17 protein-coding genes are annotated in these 17,210 nt (G+C 39.4%); 12 read left to right on the top strand and 5 right to left on the bottom strand.

Going from position 1 to position 17,210, the window contains the following annotated elements:
* The first annotated feature begins 124 nt into the window (after positions 1-124).
* Both yihI and GLIP_RS00185 read left to right on the top strand, forming a co-directional pair.
* The gene (gene yihI, locus GLIP_RS00190) at positions 125-649 is read left to right on the top strand and encodes a Der GTPase-activating protein YihI (RefSeq protein WP_008842514.1); all 525 of its coding nucleotides are present in this window, start codon (positions 125-127) and stop codon (positions 647-649) included.
* Between the two features lie 12 nt (positions 650-661).
* Positions 662-1,114 carry a DUF2489 domain-containing protein gene (locus GLIP_RS00185; protein ID WP_008842513.1) on the top strand — a complete coding sequence of 151 codons (453 nt, stop codon included), beginning with the start codon at positions 662-664 and terminating at the stop codon, positions 1,112-1,114.
* Here GLIP_RS00185 and GLIP_RS00180 read toward each other — a convergent pair.
* A complete protein-coding gene (locus GLIP_RS00180) occupies positions 1,111-1,698 on the bottom strand; it encodes a DNA-3-methyladenine glycosylase I (protein ID WP_008842512.1) in 588 nt (195 codons plus the stop codon). The two genes, GLIP_RS00185 and GLIP_RS00180, sit on opposite strands and share 4 nt — an antisense overlap.
* 150 nt (positions 1,699-1,848) lie before the next feature.
* Here GLIP_RS00180 and glyQ point away from each other — a divergent pair, with 150 nt between their 5' ends.
* Genes glyQ through GLIP_RS00165 form a run of 3 tightly spaced genes read left to right on the top strand, consistent with a single transcriptional unit; the run spans position 1,849 to position 5,307 of the window.
* Entirely contained in the window at positions 1,849-2,769 is a 921-nt protein-coding gene (glyQ, locus tag GLIP_RS00175) for a glycine--tRNA ligase subunit alpha (protein WP_008842511.1), read from the top strand.
* Position 2,770: 1 nt separating this feature from the next.
* Positions 2,771-4,843: a glycine--tRNA ligase subunit beta gene (gene glyS, locus GLIP_RS00170; protein WP_008842510.1), complete on the top strand. Its 2,073-nt coding sequence runs from the start codon at positions 2,771-2,773 to the stop codon at positions 4,841-4,843.
* Between the two features lie 26 nt (positions 4,844-4,869).
* Complete coding sequence (locus GLIP_RS00165; protein WP_040521471.1) at positions 4,870-5,307, top strand: hypothetical protein; 438 nt, start codon at positions 4,870-4,872, stop codon at positions 5,305-5,307.
* A 269-nt stretch (positions 5,308-5,576) separates the two neighbouring features.
* On the opposite strand, the gene gyrB is transcribed toward GLIP_RS00165, so the two are convergent.
* From gyrB to dnaA, 4 genes are read right to left on the bottom strand one after another with little or no spacing between them, the layout of a single operon-like run.
* Complete coding sequence (gene gyrB, locus GLIP_RS00160) at positions 5,577-7,997, bottom strand: DNA topoisomerase (ATP-hydrolyzing) subunit B (RefSeq protein ID WP_008842508.1); 2,421 nt, start codon at positions 7,995-7,997, stop codon at positions 5,577-5,579.
* Positions 7,998-8,001: 4 nt separating this feature from the next.
* On the bottom strand, positions 8,002-9,102 hold the full coding sequence (gene recF / locus GLIP_RS00155) for a DNA replication/repair protein RecF (protein WP_008842507.1): 1,101 nt from the start codon (positions 9,100-9,102) through the stop codon (positions 8,002-8,004).
* Between the two features lie 25 nt (positions 9,103-9,127).
* Entirely contained in the window at positions 9,128-10,234 is a 1,107-nt protein-coding gene (gene dnaN, locus GLIP_RS00150) for a DNA polymerase III subunit beta (RefSeq protein ID WP_008842506.1), read from the bottom strand.
* A 20-nt stretch (positions 10,235-10,254) separates the two neighbouring features.
* A complete protein-coding gene (gene dnaA, locus GLIP_RS00145) occupies positions 10,255-11,706 on the bottom strand; it encodes a chromosomal replication initiator protein DnaA (RefSeq protein WP_040521468.1) in 1,452 nt (483 codons plus the stop codon).
* 546 nt (positions 11,707-12,252) lie between these two features.
* Between dnaA and rpmH the strand changes: the two genes are divergently transcribed.
* The 7 genes from rpmH (at position 12,253) to mioC (ending at position 17,207) form a co-directional block, all read left to right on the top strand.
* Complete coding sequence (gene rpmH, locus GLIP_RS21595) at positions 12,253-12,387, top strand: 50S ribosomal protein L34 (protein WP_008842504.1); 135 nt, start codon at positions 12,253-12,255, stop codon at positions 12,385-12,387.
* Positions 12,388-12,396: 9 nt separating this feature from the next.
* Positions 12,397-12,765 (top strand): ribonuclease P protein component, encoded by a 369-nt coding sequence (rnpA, locus tag GLIP_RS00140; RefSeq protein WP_008842503.1) that lies wholly within the window; start codon positions 12,397-12,399, stop codon positions 12,763-12,765.
* Entirely contained in the window at positions 12,720-12,974 is a 255-nt protein-coding gene (yidD, locus tag GLIP_RS21590) for a membrane protein insertion efficiency factor YidD (RefSeq protein ID WP_008842502.1), read from the top strand. Before rnpA ends, yidD begins: the two co-directional genes overlap by 46 nt.
* Positions 12,975-13,125: 151 nt before the next feature.
* Positions 13,126-14,787, top strand: coding sequence for a membrane protein insertase YidC (yidC, locus tag GLIP_RS00135; protein WP_008842501.1), 1,662 nt, complete (start codon positions 13,126-13,128; stop codon positions 14,785-14,787).
* Between the two features lie 105 nt (positions 14,788-14,892).
* A complete protein-coding gene (locus GLIP_RS00130) occupies positions 14,893-15,375 on the top strand; it encodes a YajQ family cyclic di-GMP-binding protein (protein WP_008842500.1) in 483 nt (160 codons plus the stop codon).
* A gap of 18 nt (positions 15,376-15,393) precedes the next feature.
* Positions 15,394-16,761: a tRNA uridine-5-carboxymethylaminomethyl(34) synthesis GTPase MnmE gene (mnmE, locus tag GLIP_RS00125; protein ID WP_008842499.1), complete on the top strand. Its 1,368-nt coding sequence runs from the start codon at positions 15,394-15,396 to the stop codon at positions 16,759-16,761.
* 11 nt (positions 16,762-16,772) lie between these two features.
* Complete coding sequence (gene mioC / locus GLIP_RS00120) at positions 16,773-17,207, top strand: FMN-binding protein MioC (RefSeq protein WP_008842498.1); 435 nt, start codon at positions 16,773-16,775, stop codon at positions 17,205-17,207.
* Positions 17,208-17,210: the final 3 nt, after the last annotated feature.

The following is a 17,210-nucleotide window of genomic DNA, read 5'->3' as shown; positions in this document are numbered from 1 at the left end:
ATTTTCGCCTCCCTATACAAATCTATATCTCATTTAATAAGCAAAGTTAAACATCGTTGAATTGAGTATATGCAGCGTTGAAAATGCGCTAAAATAAGGAATCGTTTTTAAATGGCAAGCATTCATGGCTAGAGTTAAAAAATCGCGTAAAGTCGGACGCATAGGTGTACCCAAAGAAAGTTGGGCTCCGAGAAAACCGAAAGATCCAAATAATACTAAACCCAAAAAGCACAAAGGTAACCCATCAGGCAGCCGGCATAGTGCTGTGCAATTAAATGAAAAAAATCCCAATCAATCGAAACAGAACGATCCTCGTATAGGCAGTAAAAAGCCCATTCAATTGGTCGTCGAAACAAAAGACGTCAAGACAAAGGCAAAACCGAATAAACCAAAATATTTCTCACCTGCTCAAGAACTGGCAGAACTTGAAAACAATCATCGCTTAAACGAGCTGTTAGATATGCTCGATAATGACATAGTATTAACTAGCGATGACCAGCGATTTGTTGACTTAAAGTTAGCTAGGCATAAGGAATTATGTGAGCTTTTAGGTATCGGTAACGAAGAAGAAAACAAAGACCAAGCCAAAACTAATGAAGATGATCCTTTTGACGTTTTCGAGTCTATCAATATCGAAAAATTTAAATAGGAGACTATAAGGTTGTCGGTTTTAGCATTTTCATTGATAACAATTGCGGTGTTAATCATCGCTGCGCTGGCGTTTTATGCCGGAAAATTATTGTTTCAACTTCAAAAGCAGAAACGAGCACAACAAGATGCTAGACAAGCGCGCATTGTTAGAATTATGGAAAGTGTTCACACCATTGCAATGGCCGTTGAACAGCAACAATGCAATTTATCTGAAGGTGCGATTAGATTGGTCAATTTATTAGATAGCGTTCCAGTTGAATCGCCGCCTAATTGTAAACGCGACTATCCAAATTTGTATAACTTGTTTATAGCAGTTAGAGAGCTGCCCACTCATCAAGAAAGGAAAGATTTAGCACCCGATGTAAGAGCTAAGCAGGATCGCATCCGTGAAGAGAAAGAATCAATGTTAGAAAGTGCCATCTTAAAAGAGATGGCATTAATAAAAACACTTAACTTTAGTTAAGCTGATTCATTCGAATTTTTTCCCGAAGCTTCGTAGCAATGGCAGTCGGTTGTATGATCGTTTACCAAGCCAACAGCTTGCATAAAAGCATAACAAATCGTAGTTCCAACAAAACTAAAGCCCCTCTTTTTGAGGGCTTTTGCCATTGCATCAGATTCGTGTGTTGAAGTCGGTACCTGTGTCGTTGAAGTCCAATGATTGTTAATGATTTTATGGTCAACGAAACTCCAAATAAAATCATTAAACTGAATACCCTCTTGTTCCATCAGTAAATACGCTTTAGCATTTTTGATAATGGCTTGTATTTTTAGTCTGTTGCGTATTATACCTTTATCTTGCATCAACCGTTCTACATCGGATTCTGTAAACAACGCAATTTTTTGGGGATCAAATCCTTTAAATGCGGATTCGTAATTCTGTTGTTTTTTAAGGATCGTAATCCAACTCAGGCCAGCTTGTTGCCCGTCTAAACATAATTTAGCAAATAGCTCCTGAGAATCTTTTACCGGCTTACCCCAAACTTCATCATGATATTTTTGATATATAGGATCTTTTCCAACCCAAGCACATCGTTTTAATTCCACTATTTTCCCTTATTCAGCCAAAATCACAACAAATTGAGTAATAACCTGCAGGTTTCTTATAATATAAGCAGATTTAGCCTACATTCAATGTAAGACAAAAGGTATACTGGCGGGCATTTTTTAATAACCCAATTTGTGTAGTGATAGTACATGCAAAAGTTTGATATCAAGACGTTTCAAGGGCTCATCCTAGCTTTACAGGATTTTTGGGCCAGACAAGGCTGTGTAATAATTCAGCCACTAGACATGGAAGTGGGTGCAGGTACCTTTCATCCCATGACATTCTTGCGTTCTTTAGGTCCCGAGCCAATCAGTAGCGCATATGTACAACCATGTCGCCGCCCTACCGATGGTCGATATGGAGAAAACCCAAATCGACTACAGCATTATTATCAATTTCAAGTAATGCTAAAGCCATCACCGGATAATATTCAAGAGCTTTATTTAGAGTCACTTAAAGAGCTCGGCTTTGATCCTTTAGTGCATGATATCCGGTTTGTTGAAGACAACTGGGAGTCGCCAACCTTAGGTGCTTGGGGTCTTGGTTGGGAAATCTGGTTAAACGGAATGGAAGTTACACAGTTCACTTACTTCCAACAAGTTGGCGGTTTGGAATGTACACCCGTAACAGGTGAAATTACTTACGGTCTGGAACGTTTGGCTATGTATATTCAAGGCGTAGATAGTATCTACGATTTAACTTGGACCGATGGCCCAATGGGGAAAGTGACGTACGGCGATGTTTTCCACCAAAACGAAGTAGAACAATCAGCTTATAACTTCGAACATGCTGATGTTAAAGCGTTATTTGCTACATTTGATCAGTGTGAAAAAGATAGTGAGCGCATGATTGAAGCTGGCTTACCCCTACCTGCGTACGAACAGGTAATGAAGGCTTCTCACGCGTTTAACATGTTAGATGCTCGCCATGCAATTTCGGTAACAGAAAGACAACGCTATATTCTGCGTGTACGGACGTTAGCAAAAGCAGTAGCAGAAGCTTATTATCAAAGCCGCGAAAAACTTGGTTTTCCTATGTGTAAAGATGTCGCAGTAAAAGGAGGTAACTAAGATGCGCAAAGAAAATCTACTAATCGAACTTGGTACCGAAGAGTTACCACCTAAAGCGCTCAAAACCTTAGCTCAAGCATTTGCAGATAATATGCAAGCCGGTTTAGAGTCTGCTGATTTAGCCTTTGACAATATTCAATGGTACGCATCACCTCGACGCCTAGCGGTAAAGGTACAAGCTGTAGACGAAAAACAACTAGATAAAGAAGTAGAAAAGCGTGGACCTGCTGTGTCAGCCGCTTTTGATGCTGAAGGAAATCCCACAAAAGCAGCAGAAGGATGGGCACGTTCAAATGGTATTAGCGTAGACCAAGCTACACGTTTAGCTACCGACAAGGGTGAATGGTTGTTACACGTTGCCAGCGTTAGCGGCCAATCATTGGAAAGCTTACTGGAAGATATCGTTGAAACTGCATTAAAAAAACTACCTATTCCAAAAGCGATGCGTTGGGGTAACTCTAGAATTCAGTTTATACGCCCTGTGCACACTCTGTGCTTACTTTATGGCGACCAATTATTGCAAGGTTCAGTTTTAGGATTATCTTCTTCCAGAACGATTATGGGGCATAGATTTCACGGTCAAGCCAGTTTTGAATTGCAGCACGCTGACGATTATTTAGCACAATTGGAAAAACATTACGTCGTTGCCGATTACACTGCTCGACAAGAGATAATTAAACAACAACTCCAAGATGCTGCAAGTAAAGAAGATGGCGTTGTGGAATTAGAACAAGATTTGTTAGATGAAGTAACGGCATTGGTGGAATGGCCAGTAGTACTTGTTGCTAACTTTGAAGATGAATTTTTAGAAGTACCTAAAGAAGCCCTAATTTATACGATGAAGGGAGATCAGAAATACTTCCCTATGCTAGATAAAAACGGTGACCTTAAGTCACGTTTCTTGTTCGTATCAAATATAGAAAGTAAAGATCCTACACAGGTTATCCAAGGTAACGAGAAAGTGATTCGTCCTCGACTAGCCGATGCACGATTCTTCTTTGAAACCGATAAAAAGAGTTCATTAGAAAGCCGAATCAACAGTCTTGAAAGTGTACTTTTTCAAAAGCAACTAGGTACGCTAGCGGATAAATCTCGAAGAATATCTAAACTTGCCGAGAAAATAGCTGCACAGATTGGCACTAACGAAAAGCAAGCTGCCCGAGCTGGACTATTATCTAAAACTGACCTAATGACAGAAATGGTAATGGAATTCCCAGATGTTCAGGGTGTCATGGGTATGCACTACGCTAAAAATGATGGCGAAGATGACGTCGTTGCCAATGCACTAAACGAACAATATATGCCAAGGTTTGCAGGAGACCAATTGCCCGAGTCTTTGGTCAGTTGTGCTGTAGCATTAGCCGACAAGTTAGATACTTTAGTAGGTATTTTCGGTATTGGTCAATTGCCAAAAGGCGACAAAGATCCGTTTGCCCTTCGACGTGCTGCGATTGGTATATTACGAATTACAGTTGAGTTAAAACTTCCAGTTGATTTAGCAAAACTCGTTGGTGATACATTCACGTTACTAGAAGATAAAATTAGTAATTCAGACACACAAGAACAAGTCATCGATTTTATTTTAGGGCGTTTTAGAACCTGGTATCAGGAACAAGGCGTTGAAGTTGATGTCATACAAGCAGTATTGTCTCGTCGCCCTACTTCACCGGCGGATTTTGATGCTCGAATTAACGGTGTAAAACAGTTTAAGTTATTACCTTCTGCGCAAGCGTTAGCAGCCGCCAATAAGCGGGTTGCTAATATATTAGATAAGAATGGGGTATCTGAAGACTTTGAAATTAACACTAGTTTGTTAACGGAAGAGCCTGAGAAGCGCCTAGCCAGCGAAATACAGCGTATACAAGCGGAAGTGACACCTTTGCTTGAAAAAGCTGATTATGAGGCTGTATTGCTGTGCTTATCTCAATTTGCCGACAGTATCGATGCGTTTTTCGATAACGTTATGGTGATGGCTGAAGATGAAGCAGTTAAGAACAATCGACTCGCATTGTTGTTAAAGTTACGTCAGTTGTTTCTTAAAGTCGCTGACATTTCACTACTTAAATACGAATAACCGATTTTGAGGTTAAATATATTAATATGAAAAGCAGATTCACCTTCATTTTTTTAATCAGCATAGTTATGTCTGGTTGCTCGACCACATTTGTTGAGCAAATCATGGAAAAGGATTACCAGAGCTTTTATTTACGCGGAGTTTTTACTTGGTGGGAAGCTGACGAAAATTACCGCATTGAGAAAGTGAATGGGAAACTATACAAAGCCACGGTTAAGTTAATCGCTGATGGTCAACCCTACGATTTCAAATTTGCAGACCAAAGTTATGCGCCGGGATATGATTGTGGTAGCGCAACGGGAACCGCTGGGAAAGTGTTAACTGTGGGGAAAACCGCAAGATCGTCTTGTGAAAACCCTGGCGGTAATTTTCAGTTTACACCGCAAGAAACTGGAGCCTATGACTTCTTCATTGACTTCACTAATGAACAATTACCAGTCGTTTATATAGAAAAATCCAGTTAAATTCTAAATCACCCATCGGGAGCAATCGGCTACTGGTGGGTAATTTATCTAATTTCTTCCCTATCCCCTATCTTAGTTTTTCAGCCTTATTATTTTTTAACCGATGATCTAGCCTTTAGTTAGTTTATCTGAATTTTCTTCTTAATTCGTGCGAACTAGACTGAAGTCTATTTCCTTAAAAATTCAGTTTCAGTATGTGATAGGCAATAAAAAACCCCGCACGTTATTCAACGTTCGGGGTTTGTTTTGTCATTGAAAATACTGAGTGACTAAACGTCTAAGTTTGCAACTCGCAGTGCATTTTCTTCGATGAAGTTTCTTCTTGGCTCAACTTGGTCACCCATTAAGGTGGTAAACAATAAGTCTGCACCGATTGCATCTTCAATCGTAACTTGAAGCATACGACGATTAGCAGGGTCCATTGTAGTTTCCCATAGTTGACCAGGATTCATTTCGCCCAATCCTTTGTAACGTTGTATATATTGACCACGTTTAGATTCTGACATTAACCATTCTAGAGCACTCACGAAATCGTCAACAGGTTTCGTTTTTTCACCACGCTTAACATAAGCGCCTTCTTCCATGATGCCGTTAATAGCTTTATTAAGCTCTTTAATTTTCGCGTATTCAGTAGAATCAACAAAGTCATGGTCAAACTTGTATTCAGTATCAATACCGTGCTGACGCAGAATAATCGAAATATAGTGACTACTGCGTTCAACGTCGTCTTTAATACTAAATCTGTAAGTCGCACCATCAGATTCTACATCTGTCAGATACTCGACAAAAGTTTTACCAAAAGCTTCCAACTTATCTGTATTTGACATATCAGAAACTTCTAAAATATCGCTATAAATCAATTGGTTAATAAGAACCTTAGGATATAATCGGCTTATTCTGTTAATCATTTTAACCGCAACATGATATTGCTTAACTAAGTTTTCTAAAGCGACACCTGAAATACCAGGAGCTTCAGAATTAACATGAATAGAAGCATCATCTAATGCTATAGAGGTTAGATAATTTGTTAACGCATCATCGTCTTTTAAGTATTGCTCTTGTTTCCCCTTCTTCGCTTTATACAAAGGAGGTTGTGCAATATAGATGTAACCGCGTTCTAATATCTCTGGCATTTGACGATAAAAGAAAGTTAAAAGCAGCGTTCGGATATGGCTTCCATCCACATCAGCATCGGTCATGATTATAATTTTGTGATAACGAAGCTTTTCAGGATCATACTCATCACGACCGATACCGCAGCCTAGTGCAGTTATTAACGTTGCAACTTCTTGCGAAGATAGCATTTTGTCGAAACGTGCTTTTTCAACGTTTAATATTTTACCTTTTAAAGGCAGTATTGCTTGGTTCTTACGGTTACGACCTTGCTTAGCTGAACCACCTGCCGAATCACCCTCCACTATGTAGAGTTCAGAGTTAGCTGGATCTTTTTCCTGACAGTCTGCTAATTTACCTGGTAAGCCAGCTAAATCTAATGCCCCTTTTCGACGAGTCATTTCTCTCGCTTTACGCGCTGCTTCTCTAGCTCTAGCTGCATCGATAATTTTGCCAACGATAATTTTACTTTCCGTCGGATTTTCTAATAAGAAATCAGTAAGAGCTTCACCCATAGCCGTTTCAACCGCAGGCTTAACTTCCGAAGAAACGAGTTTGTCTTTAGTTTGAGAGGAGAATTTTGGATCAGGCACTTTTACAGAAATAACTGCAGTTAACCCTTCTCGAGCATCATCACCACTTGCGTTGGTCTTAGCCTTTTTGTTTAGACCTTCTTTTTCCATATAGTTATTTAGTGTACGAGTCAGCGCAGCACGAAAACCTGCTAGGTGGCTTCCGCCATCTCTTTGTGGAATATTGTTGGTAAAACAAAATACATTTTCGTTAAAACTGTCATTCCACTGCATTGCAACTTCAACGGAAATTCCGTCTTCGCGCTCAGTGGTGAAGTTGAATATTTTTGAATGAACTGCTGTTTTTGCACGGTTAAGATATTCTACGAAAGCTTGTATCCCACCGTCATATTTAAAGTGGTCTTTTTTAGCATCTCTGTCGTCGGTTAGGATGATTGATACACCAGAGTTAAGGAAGCTTAGTTCCCTTAATCTTTTCGCTAAAATATCATAGTGGTACTCGACATCAGTAAACGTTTCTTCACTAGGCCAGAATCGAATTGTGGTACCGTTAGTCTCGGATTCTCCCACTGCTTTTAGCGGTTCTTGTGGCACACCATGAACGTATTCTTGTTCATACACTTTGCCTTGACGACGTATTTTCAGTTGTAGCTTTTTAGATAAAGCGTTAACTACTGAAACACCTACTCCGTGCAATCCACCTGAAACTTTATAAGAGTTGTCATCAAACTTTCCTCCCGCATGAAGAACTGTCATGATAACTTCAGCTGCCGACACTCCCTCTTCTTCATGTATTTCTGTAGGAATACCACGACCATCATCTGATACAGAGACAGAACCATCAGTATGAATTTTTACGTTTATTTCTGAACAATGACCAGCTAAAGCTTCATCAATGGAATTATCAACCACCTCAAATACCATGTGATGAAGGCCGGTACCGTCATCCGTATCACCGATATACATACCGGGTCTTTTTCTTACTGCGTCCAATCCTTTAAGTACTTTAATACTCGACGAATCGTAGTTATTCTCTCCTGCCATTTGATTAGTTCTCCTCTCTCATATGGCCATGTTCCACGTGAAACATTTTCTTGTTTTTGTATTTCTCTATAAACAACAATTGAGACTTTTCAATTGCGGATATAAAAAGTTGTGTTTCGTTTTCTAACAATCTATCAATAAAAGATTCTCGTTTTGTTTCATCTAATTCGGCACCCACATCATCTAACAAGAACACACAAGACTTTTGCGTTTTACCTGATAGATGTTGTATCTGGGCAAGTTGAAGTGCTGCGACTAACATTCTTAATTGTCCACGTGATAAGGTTTCAGAAACATCAACTCCCTTACACTTTAATTTTAAATCCGCTTTATGTGGCCCAACACTCAAGTAACCGTTTCGACAATCTCTTTCGTATTTTTTTAACATTGACTCTTCTAGACTAGAGTCTTTTTCCCAACCCCTATGATACGAGATTTCTACCAAAAACTCAGGTAGAAATTGCATTAAATTGCTATTTATATGCTCCAAAATGCTATCTAGATAGCCTTTTCTCAAATTCGTAAGGTGGTTTCCTGTCTTTACTATTTGTTTGTCCCAGAATTGCATCTGAGTGTTATATTCAACGTTAGTTCCCTGCTGATATTTTCTAAGCAAAGCATTCTTCTGTTTCACTAATTTTTGGAATTCTTGGGATGTTTGAATGAATGAAGGTTCCACGTGAAACAATCCCCAATCTAAAAACCTTCGCCTTAAAGACGGACTGCCTAAAATTAAATCTGAACTCTGAGGGGTAAATATCTGAATAGGTACATGACTTACCAATTCAGACATCTTATTTGATTTGTTACCATTTACGCTAACTAACAAAGAATCATCAGTCTTTCTAGCCATGCCTAACTTAAGAGATTTTTGATTATCTGACGCGACACAAAAAATACTAAAGCCATCTTTCTCGTACTGGATAACATTTTTATGTTTTAGTGTTCTAAACGAACGGCCAAAACCTAGGTAATGGAGAGCTTCTAAAAACGAAGACTTCCCACTACCATTTTGACCGAAAATAAAATTCAAACTAGAGGAAGGTGAAATATCAACATTTTGCAAATTTCGAAAATGTTGAATCTGGACTTTGTCCAGCTTCATAAACTGAGGATTCCTTTAATACGTTCTAAAGTCTCATCGGCATAATTACATACAATGCAGAATCATCTGCAGCGTCTTCAATCAACGCACTACTGTTAGAATCAGCTAGAGAAATTTTAACGTTTTCAGAACCCAATGCATTAAACACGTCAATAAGATACGCGACGTTAAAACCAATCTCTAATTCCCCTTCTCCCTCATATGACACATCAACAATCTCTTCTGCTTCTTCTTGCTCAGGATTATTCGCTGTGATTTTTAGTTCATTTTGAGAAAGATTTAAACGTACGCCTCGGAACTTTTCATTTGATAAAATAGACGCACGAGAAAACGCATGTTTTAAAAGATCTTTACTAGCTTCAATTACCTTATCGCCATCTTTAGGTAACACACGACGATAATCAGGAAAACGTCCATCCACTAACTTACTCGTAAAAATAAAGTCAGTTGAAAAAATTCTAATATGGTTTGAACCTAGTTGGATTTTTACTAGGTTGTCATTTGCTTCAATCAAGCGACTGATTTCGAGTACACCTTTACGAGGAATTATTACCTGTCGACTAGGAAGAGCTGAGGCCGTATATTTGAGTCTACACAAAGCGAGTCTATGACCATCTGTCGCTACTGTACGAATGATATTTTCTTCCGTTTCTAAACTCATCCCGTTTAAATAATAACGGACATCTTGTTGTGCCATGGAAAACTGAGTACTTTCGATTAAGTGTTTTAAATCCGCTTGAGAAATTTCGAACTCAGTTTCCCCTTCCCAATCTTCTAAATTCGGATAGTCACTGGCTGAAAGTGTAGATAAAGAATAGCGACTGCGTCCTGAACGTATAAGCGCTTTATTGCCATCTACTTCGAATTTAATTTCACTTTCATCACCGAGTCCGCGACAAATATCAAAAAGTTTTTTGGCTGGAACGGTAATCTCACCTTCTTCGAATTCACCCGTTAATGTGACATTAGAAATAAGTTCGACTTCAAGATCCGTACCCGTCAGCCAGAGTGAACTCTCACTAACTTTGATCAAGACATTGGATAAAATAGGTAAAGTATGTCGTCTCTCAACAGCACCAGAGACTAATTGAAGAGGTTGAAGAAAATTTTCCCGGCTGATGGTGAATTTCATTTATAAACTCTTTTTTTATTTTAAGAAGAAAGTGTGCGAATCAGGTTTTGATAGTCTTCTTTTATATCATGACTTTCGTCTCTTAGCTGTACTATTTTTCTGCATGCATGCAAAACAGTTGTATGATCTCTTCCACCAAAAGCGTCACCAATTTCTGGCAAACTATGATTGGTTAATTCTTTAGCCAAAGCCATAGCCACTTGGCGAGGTCTGGCAACACTTCTACTCCGCCTTTTCGACAAAATATCAGCAATCTTAATTTTATAATATTCAGCGACAGTCTTTTGAATATTATCAATCGTAACTAACTTTTCCTGTAAAGCTAACAAATCGCGCAAAGCTTCACGGACAAAATCAATGGTAATGGCGCGACCGGTAAAATTGGCATTCGCAATGACTCTGTTCAACGCACCTTCAAGCTCACGCACATTAGAACGTAATCGTTTTGCGATAAAAAATGCTACCTCGTCAGGTAAATTAATTTTGTTCTCTAATGCTTTACGATTCAGAATCGCCACTCTCGTTTCCAACTCTGGCGGTTCTATTGCAATCGTTAATCCCCAACCAAAACGCGACTTTAACCTATCTTCTACTCCATCAATCTCTTTAGGGTAGCGGTCTGATGTTAAGATGATTTGTTGATTACCTTCTAACAGTGCATTAAAGGTATGAAAAAACTCTTCCTGAGAACGCTCTTTATTAGCAAAAAATTGGATATCATCAATTAGCAATGCATCAACAGAACGGTAGTAACGTTTAAATGCTTCAATCGCATTATTCTGTAGTGCTTTTACCATATCTTGCACAAAACGCTCAGAATGCATATAAACCACCGTGGCATTTTTCTTCTTTTCAATAATGCCATTTCCTACAGCGTGTAATAAATGGGTCTTACCCAACCCTGTACCACCGTAGATAAAAAGTGGGTTATAAGCCCCACCTGGGTTATTCGCCACTTGTGTAGCTGCAGCTCGAGCTAATTGGTTAGATTTACCTTCTACAAAATTATCGAATTTGTAAGTGACATTAATATTACTTTTATGCGATTGAATGGAATTGTTGGCACTATTCGATTTTTGCTCAGAAGAGAAGTGAGATGCGGGTCGAATACTTATGTTATCAGTATTGGCATCTTTTAATTCTGAACTACTTGCTTTTGCTTCATGGTTATTGGTAACAGGATTTCCAACAGCACCATTTACGTTTGCGCTATTACCTGAAAACGCACTCGTTTGTCTAGCAGTCACCTCTAATAACAAATTAGGTGCATCAGAACCGCAGAACTCTTCTAATAATTGCGTAATACGGCTGTGGTATTTATCGCGGACCCAATCAAGTACAAATCTATTTGGTGCTGACAACGTGACATAAAGATTATCTTCCGCAACTTTAAGCGGTCTTATCCACATACTAAACTCTTGTGTAGAAAGATCGTGCTGAAGTCGATCTAGGCATCTATTCCATAAAGACATTAAAAGAAGTCCGTCACGAGGCCGTTTACAGCCCGCTAAAAGTTAAAATCATTTGATAATTGAAAGCACACGCCGAAAGGGTATTGTCCAATTATTGCTCTTATTCCAGCCCCTTTCTGTTGGGGGTTGTGAATTATCTCGCAAACCTACTACCAAGTGCAATACTGATTTTAATATAAATTCCAAAGACTCTAACAAAACAAGGTTAACTAATTGTTTTATAGTGTTATTTTATTATATTATGAAAAACAAACTGCATATAACCTTACTTTTGTAATAATATTGAGTGGATAAAAATTGCCTATTAAATGCGCACTTTACAGCAAATTAACAACACTATTGTGGATAACATTGTCAACTATTATTAACTTATCAACAGCTAACCATTTGATCATTTATTTATAAGCAATTATTTTCATGATCTGGGCGATCATAGATTGACAAGCGCTATAATGATCTCTAGAATTCAGCGTCCTTTTTGAGCGCAATGGTTTAACGTCTATTGATGTTCATTTTGTTTTAACCTTTATGTATCGGGACTAGGTCATGAAAAGAACATTTCAACCAAGTAACTTAAAGCGTAAGCGTTCACACGGTTTTCGTGCCCGTATGGCGACAAAGAATGGACGTAAAGTCCTTGCTAATCGTCGTGCTAAAGGCCGTGCTCGTTTATCAGCCTAATTTCTCAAAGTGAGTGAAAATTCGTTTTCTCGGGAGCTAAGACTTTTAACTCCCACTCACTTTGAAAAAGTATTTCAAAAAGCAATTCCCTCTGTTTCACCTCAACTTACTGTATTAGGTCGTTTTAATCAGCTAGAACATCCACGTCTAGGGATAACTATATCCAAAAAACGGGTTAAAAAAGCCCACGATAGAAATCGCATTAAACGTCTTATCAGAGAAAGTTTTCGTCTGCATCAACAACAGTTACCAAACACTGATATAGTGGTTGTTGGTAAAAGTGGTTTAGACACAATGACGAATCAACAAATAACCTTGTTGTTAGGAAAATTATGGAAAAAGCTCGCAAACCGCTGCGCGCAATCCCAGTCTGGCTGATAAAACAATATCAACGTTGGATTTCTCCCATGCTGGGACAGAATTGTCGCTTTCATCCATCTTGTTCTCAGTATGGAGTAGAAGCAATTACAAAACGCGGATTTTGGGTCGGAAGTTGGCTAACAATTAAGAGAATAAGCAAATGTCATCCACTTCATCCAGGTGGTATTGACCATGTGCCAGAAAATAAGGCAAAAAAACACGAATGAACTTATCATTTGCTCCATTTGCCTATACTATTTCGCCCTGAAAAAAAATTAGATGTAATAAATACGTTCACAAGCAGACTAGTTTGTTTGTGGAAAGCTAAAAGCGGTGTTAATCCTCCGCAAAATTGAACATGTAGTTAAAGAGTATCATATGGAATCCCAACGCAGTTTTTTGATAATTGGCCTAGCATTGGTCAGTTTTCTATTATGGCAAGAATGGCAAAAAGACTATGGCCCACAGCCAGTTAAACCTGCCCAAATTGTTGACCCCGCTCCTTTATCCACTCCCAGCGCTGATTTGCCTCCTTCAATAAGAGCTCAGGATAGTGGCGACGTACCAGAATCATCAATTGTTGAAGAAGTTAATCCTGTAAACAAACAGGCTAACACTGTTATTCATGTTGTATCAGATACACTAGACGTATTGATTGATACTCGTGGCGGTGACGTTGTTTCAGCGAATTTGCGCAAGTTCCCAGTTACACAAGGTTCAGATGACTCTTATAGCCTGTTACGTCCAGACGCTAACACACTTTACATTGCACAAAGTGGCTTAGTTGGTAGAGACGCAATAGACACTCGTAAAGGTCGTCCAGCATATGTTGTCGAACAACAAGAATACGAAATGCAAAACCAAGAGTTGGTCGTTCCTCTTAAATGGACGTCAGCTGATGGTGTAGCAATTACCAAACGTTTCGTTTTTACACCTGGACAGCATAATGTAAAAGTAGAATACGAAATTGCCAATGGCAGTTCACAGCCGAAACAATACCAACAATATGGTCAATTAAAACAAGCCATTGAAGGCGAAGAAAGCAGCATGTTTATGCCTACCTATCGCGGTGGCGCATTTTCAACCGAAGAAGACCGTTATTCAAAATTCTCATTTGATGATATGGAAGATGAGAAACTAAACAAAACCACTGTCGGTGGCTGGGCTGGCATGCTTGAGCACTACTTCGTATCGGCTTGGGTTCCACCGCAAGAAGACACTAACCAGCTATACACCTCTGTAGTTCAATCACGCTATGCCGCTATCGGCTTTAAAGGTGCACCTGTAGATGTTGCCCCGGGTGAAACTGCAACCATTACCAGCAACCTATACATGGGCCCTAAAGATCAAGATTCATTGGCAAAATTAGCCAGAGGACTAGATCTAACCGTTGATTACGGTGTTCTGTGGTGGATATCTCAACCTTTGTTTGCATTACTTCAATTTATTCAAAGTATCGTAATCAACTGGGGATTAGCCATTGTAGTAATTACCATTATTGTTAAAGGCGCAATGTATCCATTGACCAAGAAACAATATGAATCCATGGCCAAAATGCGTAATTTGGCTCCAAAAATGGCGCAACTAAAAGAGCGTCATGGTGATGACAGACAAAAAATGTCACAAGCCATGATGGAGATGTACAAAAAAGAAAAAGTAAACCCAATGGGTGGCTGTTTCCCTCTTTTACTGCAAATGCCCATTTTCCTAGCGCTTTATTGGGTACTATTAGAAAGTGTCGAATTAAGACACGCTGATTTTATCTTCTGGATCACGGATTTATCGGTGAAAGACCCTTACTTTGTACTGCCTGTATTAACTGGGTTAAGTATGTATCTGTTACAGAAACTACAACCCATGACCATTCAAGATCCTATGCAACAAAAAATTATGCAATGGATGCCTGTGGCAATGAGTTTATTCTTCTTCATCTTCCCAGCTGGATTGGTTTTATACTGGTTAATCAGTAACGTCATTACGCTAATACAAGCTAAGATAATTTATGCGTCTATGGAAAAACGTGGACTAAAAGCAAAATAATTCTTAGTTGGCACTAAGTTTAATTGGAAAGCCCGCCTCTGCGGGCTTTTTTGTCTAAGTTTACGGGTTTACAATATAGCCATATTACACATATAGGAGTAACAAATGCCTTCTTTTGACATTGTTTCAGAAATTGAAATGAACGAAGTACGCAATGCAGTAGATAACGCTAATCGGGAACTCAGCACACGCTTTGATTTTCGTGGTGTTGAAGCTTCCATAGAATTTAAAGATGAATCTGTAGTTTTGACGGCCGAAGGTGAATTTCAATTACAGCAGTTAACCGATATGCTGCGTAATGCCTGCTCCAAACGCAATTTGGATACCAATGCGATGGATCCACAAGATACTGTGAGAAGTGGCAAAACCCATCGTCGAAGCATTAAATTTAAACAAGGTATTGAACAACCTATTGCAAAGAAAATTGTTAAGTTAATCAAAGATAACAAAATGAAAGTTCAAGCCAGCATTCAAGGTGATCAGTTGCGTGTTAACGGTAAAAAGCGTGACGATTTACAAGCGGTGATGGCATTGCTAAAAGCCGAAGATATGGGTCAACCCTTACAATTTAATAACTTCCGCGATTAATTAAGGTCGGTAATTCTTTTGCAAGCACAGCATGACACTATTGTTGCTCAAGCTACCGCGCCAGGTCGAGGTGGTGTTGGCATCGTTCGCGTTTCAGGACCACTAGCGAAAACCGTCGCAACAGAAGTTCTGGGGAGAACCTTAACGCCCAGAAAAGCAGAATATATGCCTTTTATGGACGAACATCAGCAGATACTAGATCAGGGTATAGCGCTGTTTTTTCAGAATCCTCATTCTTTTACAGGCGAAGATGTATTAGAACTACAGGGGCATGGCGGCCAAATCATTTTAGATCTATTGATTAAACGCATATTGTTGATTCCAAAGATACGCATGGCAAGACCAGGCGAATTCAGCGAACGTGCATTCTTGAATGATAAGCTCGACCTAGCGCAAGCTGAAGCCATAGCAGATCTAATTGATGCAAGTTCTATCCAGGCTGCCAAAAGCGCTATGCGTTCGTTACAGGGCGAATTTTCAACACTGATCAACCAACTAGTTGAAAGGGTTATTCATCTTAGAATGTACGTAGAAGCGGCTATCGATTTTCCTGATGAAGAGATTGATTTTCTAACCGATGGAAAAGTAGCTAAAGACCTAACTGAGATAATAGAACAAATTCAAAAGGTCAGACAACAGGCTAAACAAGGCAGTTTATTAAGAGAAGGCATGCAGGTTGTAATCGCCGGTAAACCCAATGCGGGTAAATCAAGTTTACTCAATGCGCTCGCTGGTCGTGACGCAGCCATTGTAACCGAAATAGCGGGCACAACGCGTGACGTCCTCAAAGAACACATCCACTTAGATGGTATGCCACTGCATATCATTGACACAGCTGGTTTACGCGAGAGTTCCGATAGAGTTGAAAAAATAGGCATTGAGCGCGCTTGGCAGGAAATACAAAAAGCCGATAGAGTATTATTCATGCTCGATAGTTGTGACAGCACAGAAAACGATCCCTACAAAATTTGGCCTGAGTTTATGCAAAAATTGCCAAAAAACATGGGGCTGACTCTAGTTCGTAACAAAGTCGATTTATCCGGCGAAAGCATCGGTTTCGAACAGCATGGAACCACTCCCGTGTTTCGTCTTTCGGCTAGTTTGAATAAAGGTGTAGACGCATTGGCCGAGCACCTAAAAGAATGTATGGGCTTTGAACAAAACGCTGAAGGTCAATTTATCGCTAGACGTCGACATATTGATGCCATTGAGCGTGCTTCAGAGCATTTAGAGATCGGGCATCAACAATTACATGAAAACATGGCAGGGGAAATTTTAGCCGAAGAATTGCGTCTCACTCAACAAGCATTGAATGAAGTTACCGGTGAATTTAGTTCCGATGATTTACTCGGGCGAATTTTTTCTTCATTTTGTATTGGCAAATAAGGGGCTAAGTTATGGCAAATTATGAAATCATTGTTGGCACAGTGTTAGGCGCAAGTGAATATGTCGCCGATGCCTTAAAAGAGACGTTGGAAGCCAATGGCGATAGCGCAAGCATTCACTTAGAACCCGAATTTACAGCCCTATCATTACAAAATACGTGGTTAATTTGTACCAGTACCCATGGAGCAGGAGATCTTCCCGATAATATCCTACCTTTTGCAAAACAGCTTAAGTCGCAACAACTTAATGATGTCGAGTTTCTAGTCGTTGGATTAGGCGATAGTAGTTATGACACCTATTGTTATGGGGCTGAAAAAATGCAGCAATTATTGCAAAAGTGCGGAGCAAAACAACTTCACCAACCTTTACACATAGACGTGCTACACCATCCAATTCCTGAAGACCCTGCAGTAGAATGGCTGAATGCATTTTTGCAATCACGTTAATTA

Source organism: Aliiglaciecola lipolytica E3 (assembly GCF_000314975.1).
Lineage (GTDB): Bacteria > Pseudomonadota > Gammaproteobacteria > Enterobacterales > Alteromonadaceae > Aliiglaciecola > Aliiglaciecola lipolytica.
The sequence above is the reverse complement of the archived record's forward strand: the minus strand, read 5'-3'. Positions and strand labels throughout refer to the sequence as shown.

Excerpts from the sequence above, each read along its gene's own strand:
- yihI (WP_008842514.1), top strand. The coding sequence starts at position 125 with ATGGCTAGAGTTAAAAAATCGCGTAAAGTCGGACGCATAGGTGTACCC.
- glyQ (WP_008842511.1), top strand. The coding sequence starts at position 1,849 with ATGCAAAAGTTTGATATCAAGACGTTTCAAGGGCTCATCCTAGCTTTA.
- glyS (WP_008842510.1), top strand. The coding sequence starts at position 2,771 with ATGCGCAAAGAAAATCTACTAATCGAACTTGGTACCGAAGAGTTACCA.
- GLIP_RS00165 (WP_040521471.1), top strand. The coding sequence starts at position 4,870 with ATGAAAAGCAGATTCACCTTCATTTTTTTAATCAGCATAGTTATGTCT.
- gyrB (WP_008842508.1), bottom strand. The coding sequence starts at position 7,997 with ATGGCAGGAGAGAATAACTACGATTCGTCGAGTATTAAAGTACTTAAA.
- recF (WP_008842507.1), bottom strand. The coding sequence starts at position 9,102 with ATGAAGCTGGACAAAGTCCAGATTCAACATTTTCGAAATTTGCAAAAT.
- dnaN (WP_008842506.1), bottom strand. The coding sequence starts at position 10,234 with ATGAAATTCACCATCAGCCGGGAAAATTTTCTTCAACCTCTTCAATTA.
- dnaA (WP_040521468.1), bottom strand. The coding sequence starts at position 11,706 with ATGTCTTTATGGAATAGATGCCTAGATCGACTTCAGCACGATCTTTCT.
- rpmH (WP_008842504.1), top strand. The coding sequence starts at position 12,253 with ATGAAAAGAACATTTCAACCAAGTAACTTAAAGCGTAAGCGTTCACAC.
- yidD (WP_008842502.1), top strand. The coding sequence starts at position 12,720 with ATGGAAAAAGCTCGCAAACCGCTGCGCGCAATCCCAGTCTGGCTGATA.
- yidC (WP_008842501.1), top strand. The coding sequence starts at position 13,126 with ATGGAATCCCAACGCAGTTTTTTGATAATTGGCCTAGCATTGGTCAGT.
- GLIP_RS00130 (WP_008842500.1), top strand. The coding sequence starts at position 14,893 with ATGCCTTCTTTTGACATTGTTTCAGAAATTGAAATGAACGAAGTACGC.
- mioC (WP_008842498.1), top strand. The coding sequence starts at position 16,773 with ATGGCAAATTATGAAATCATTGTTGGCACAGTGTTAGGCGCAAGTGAA.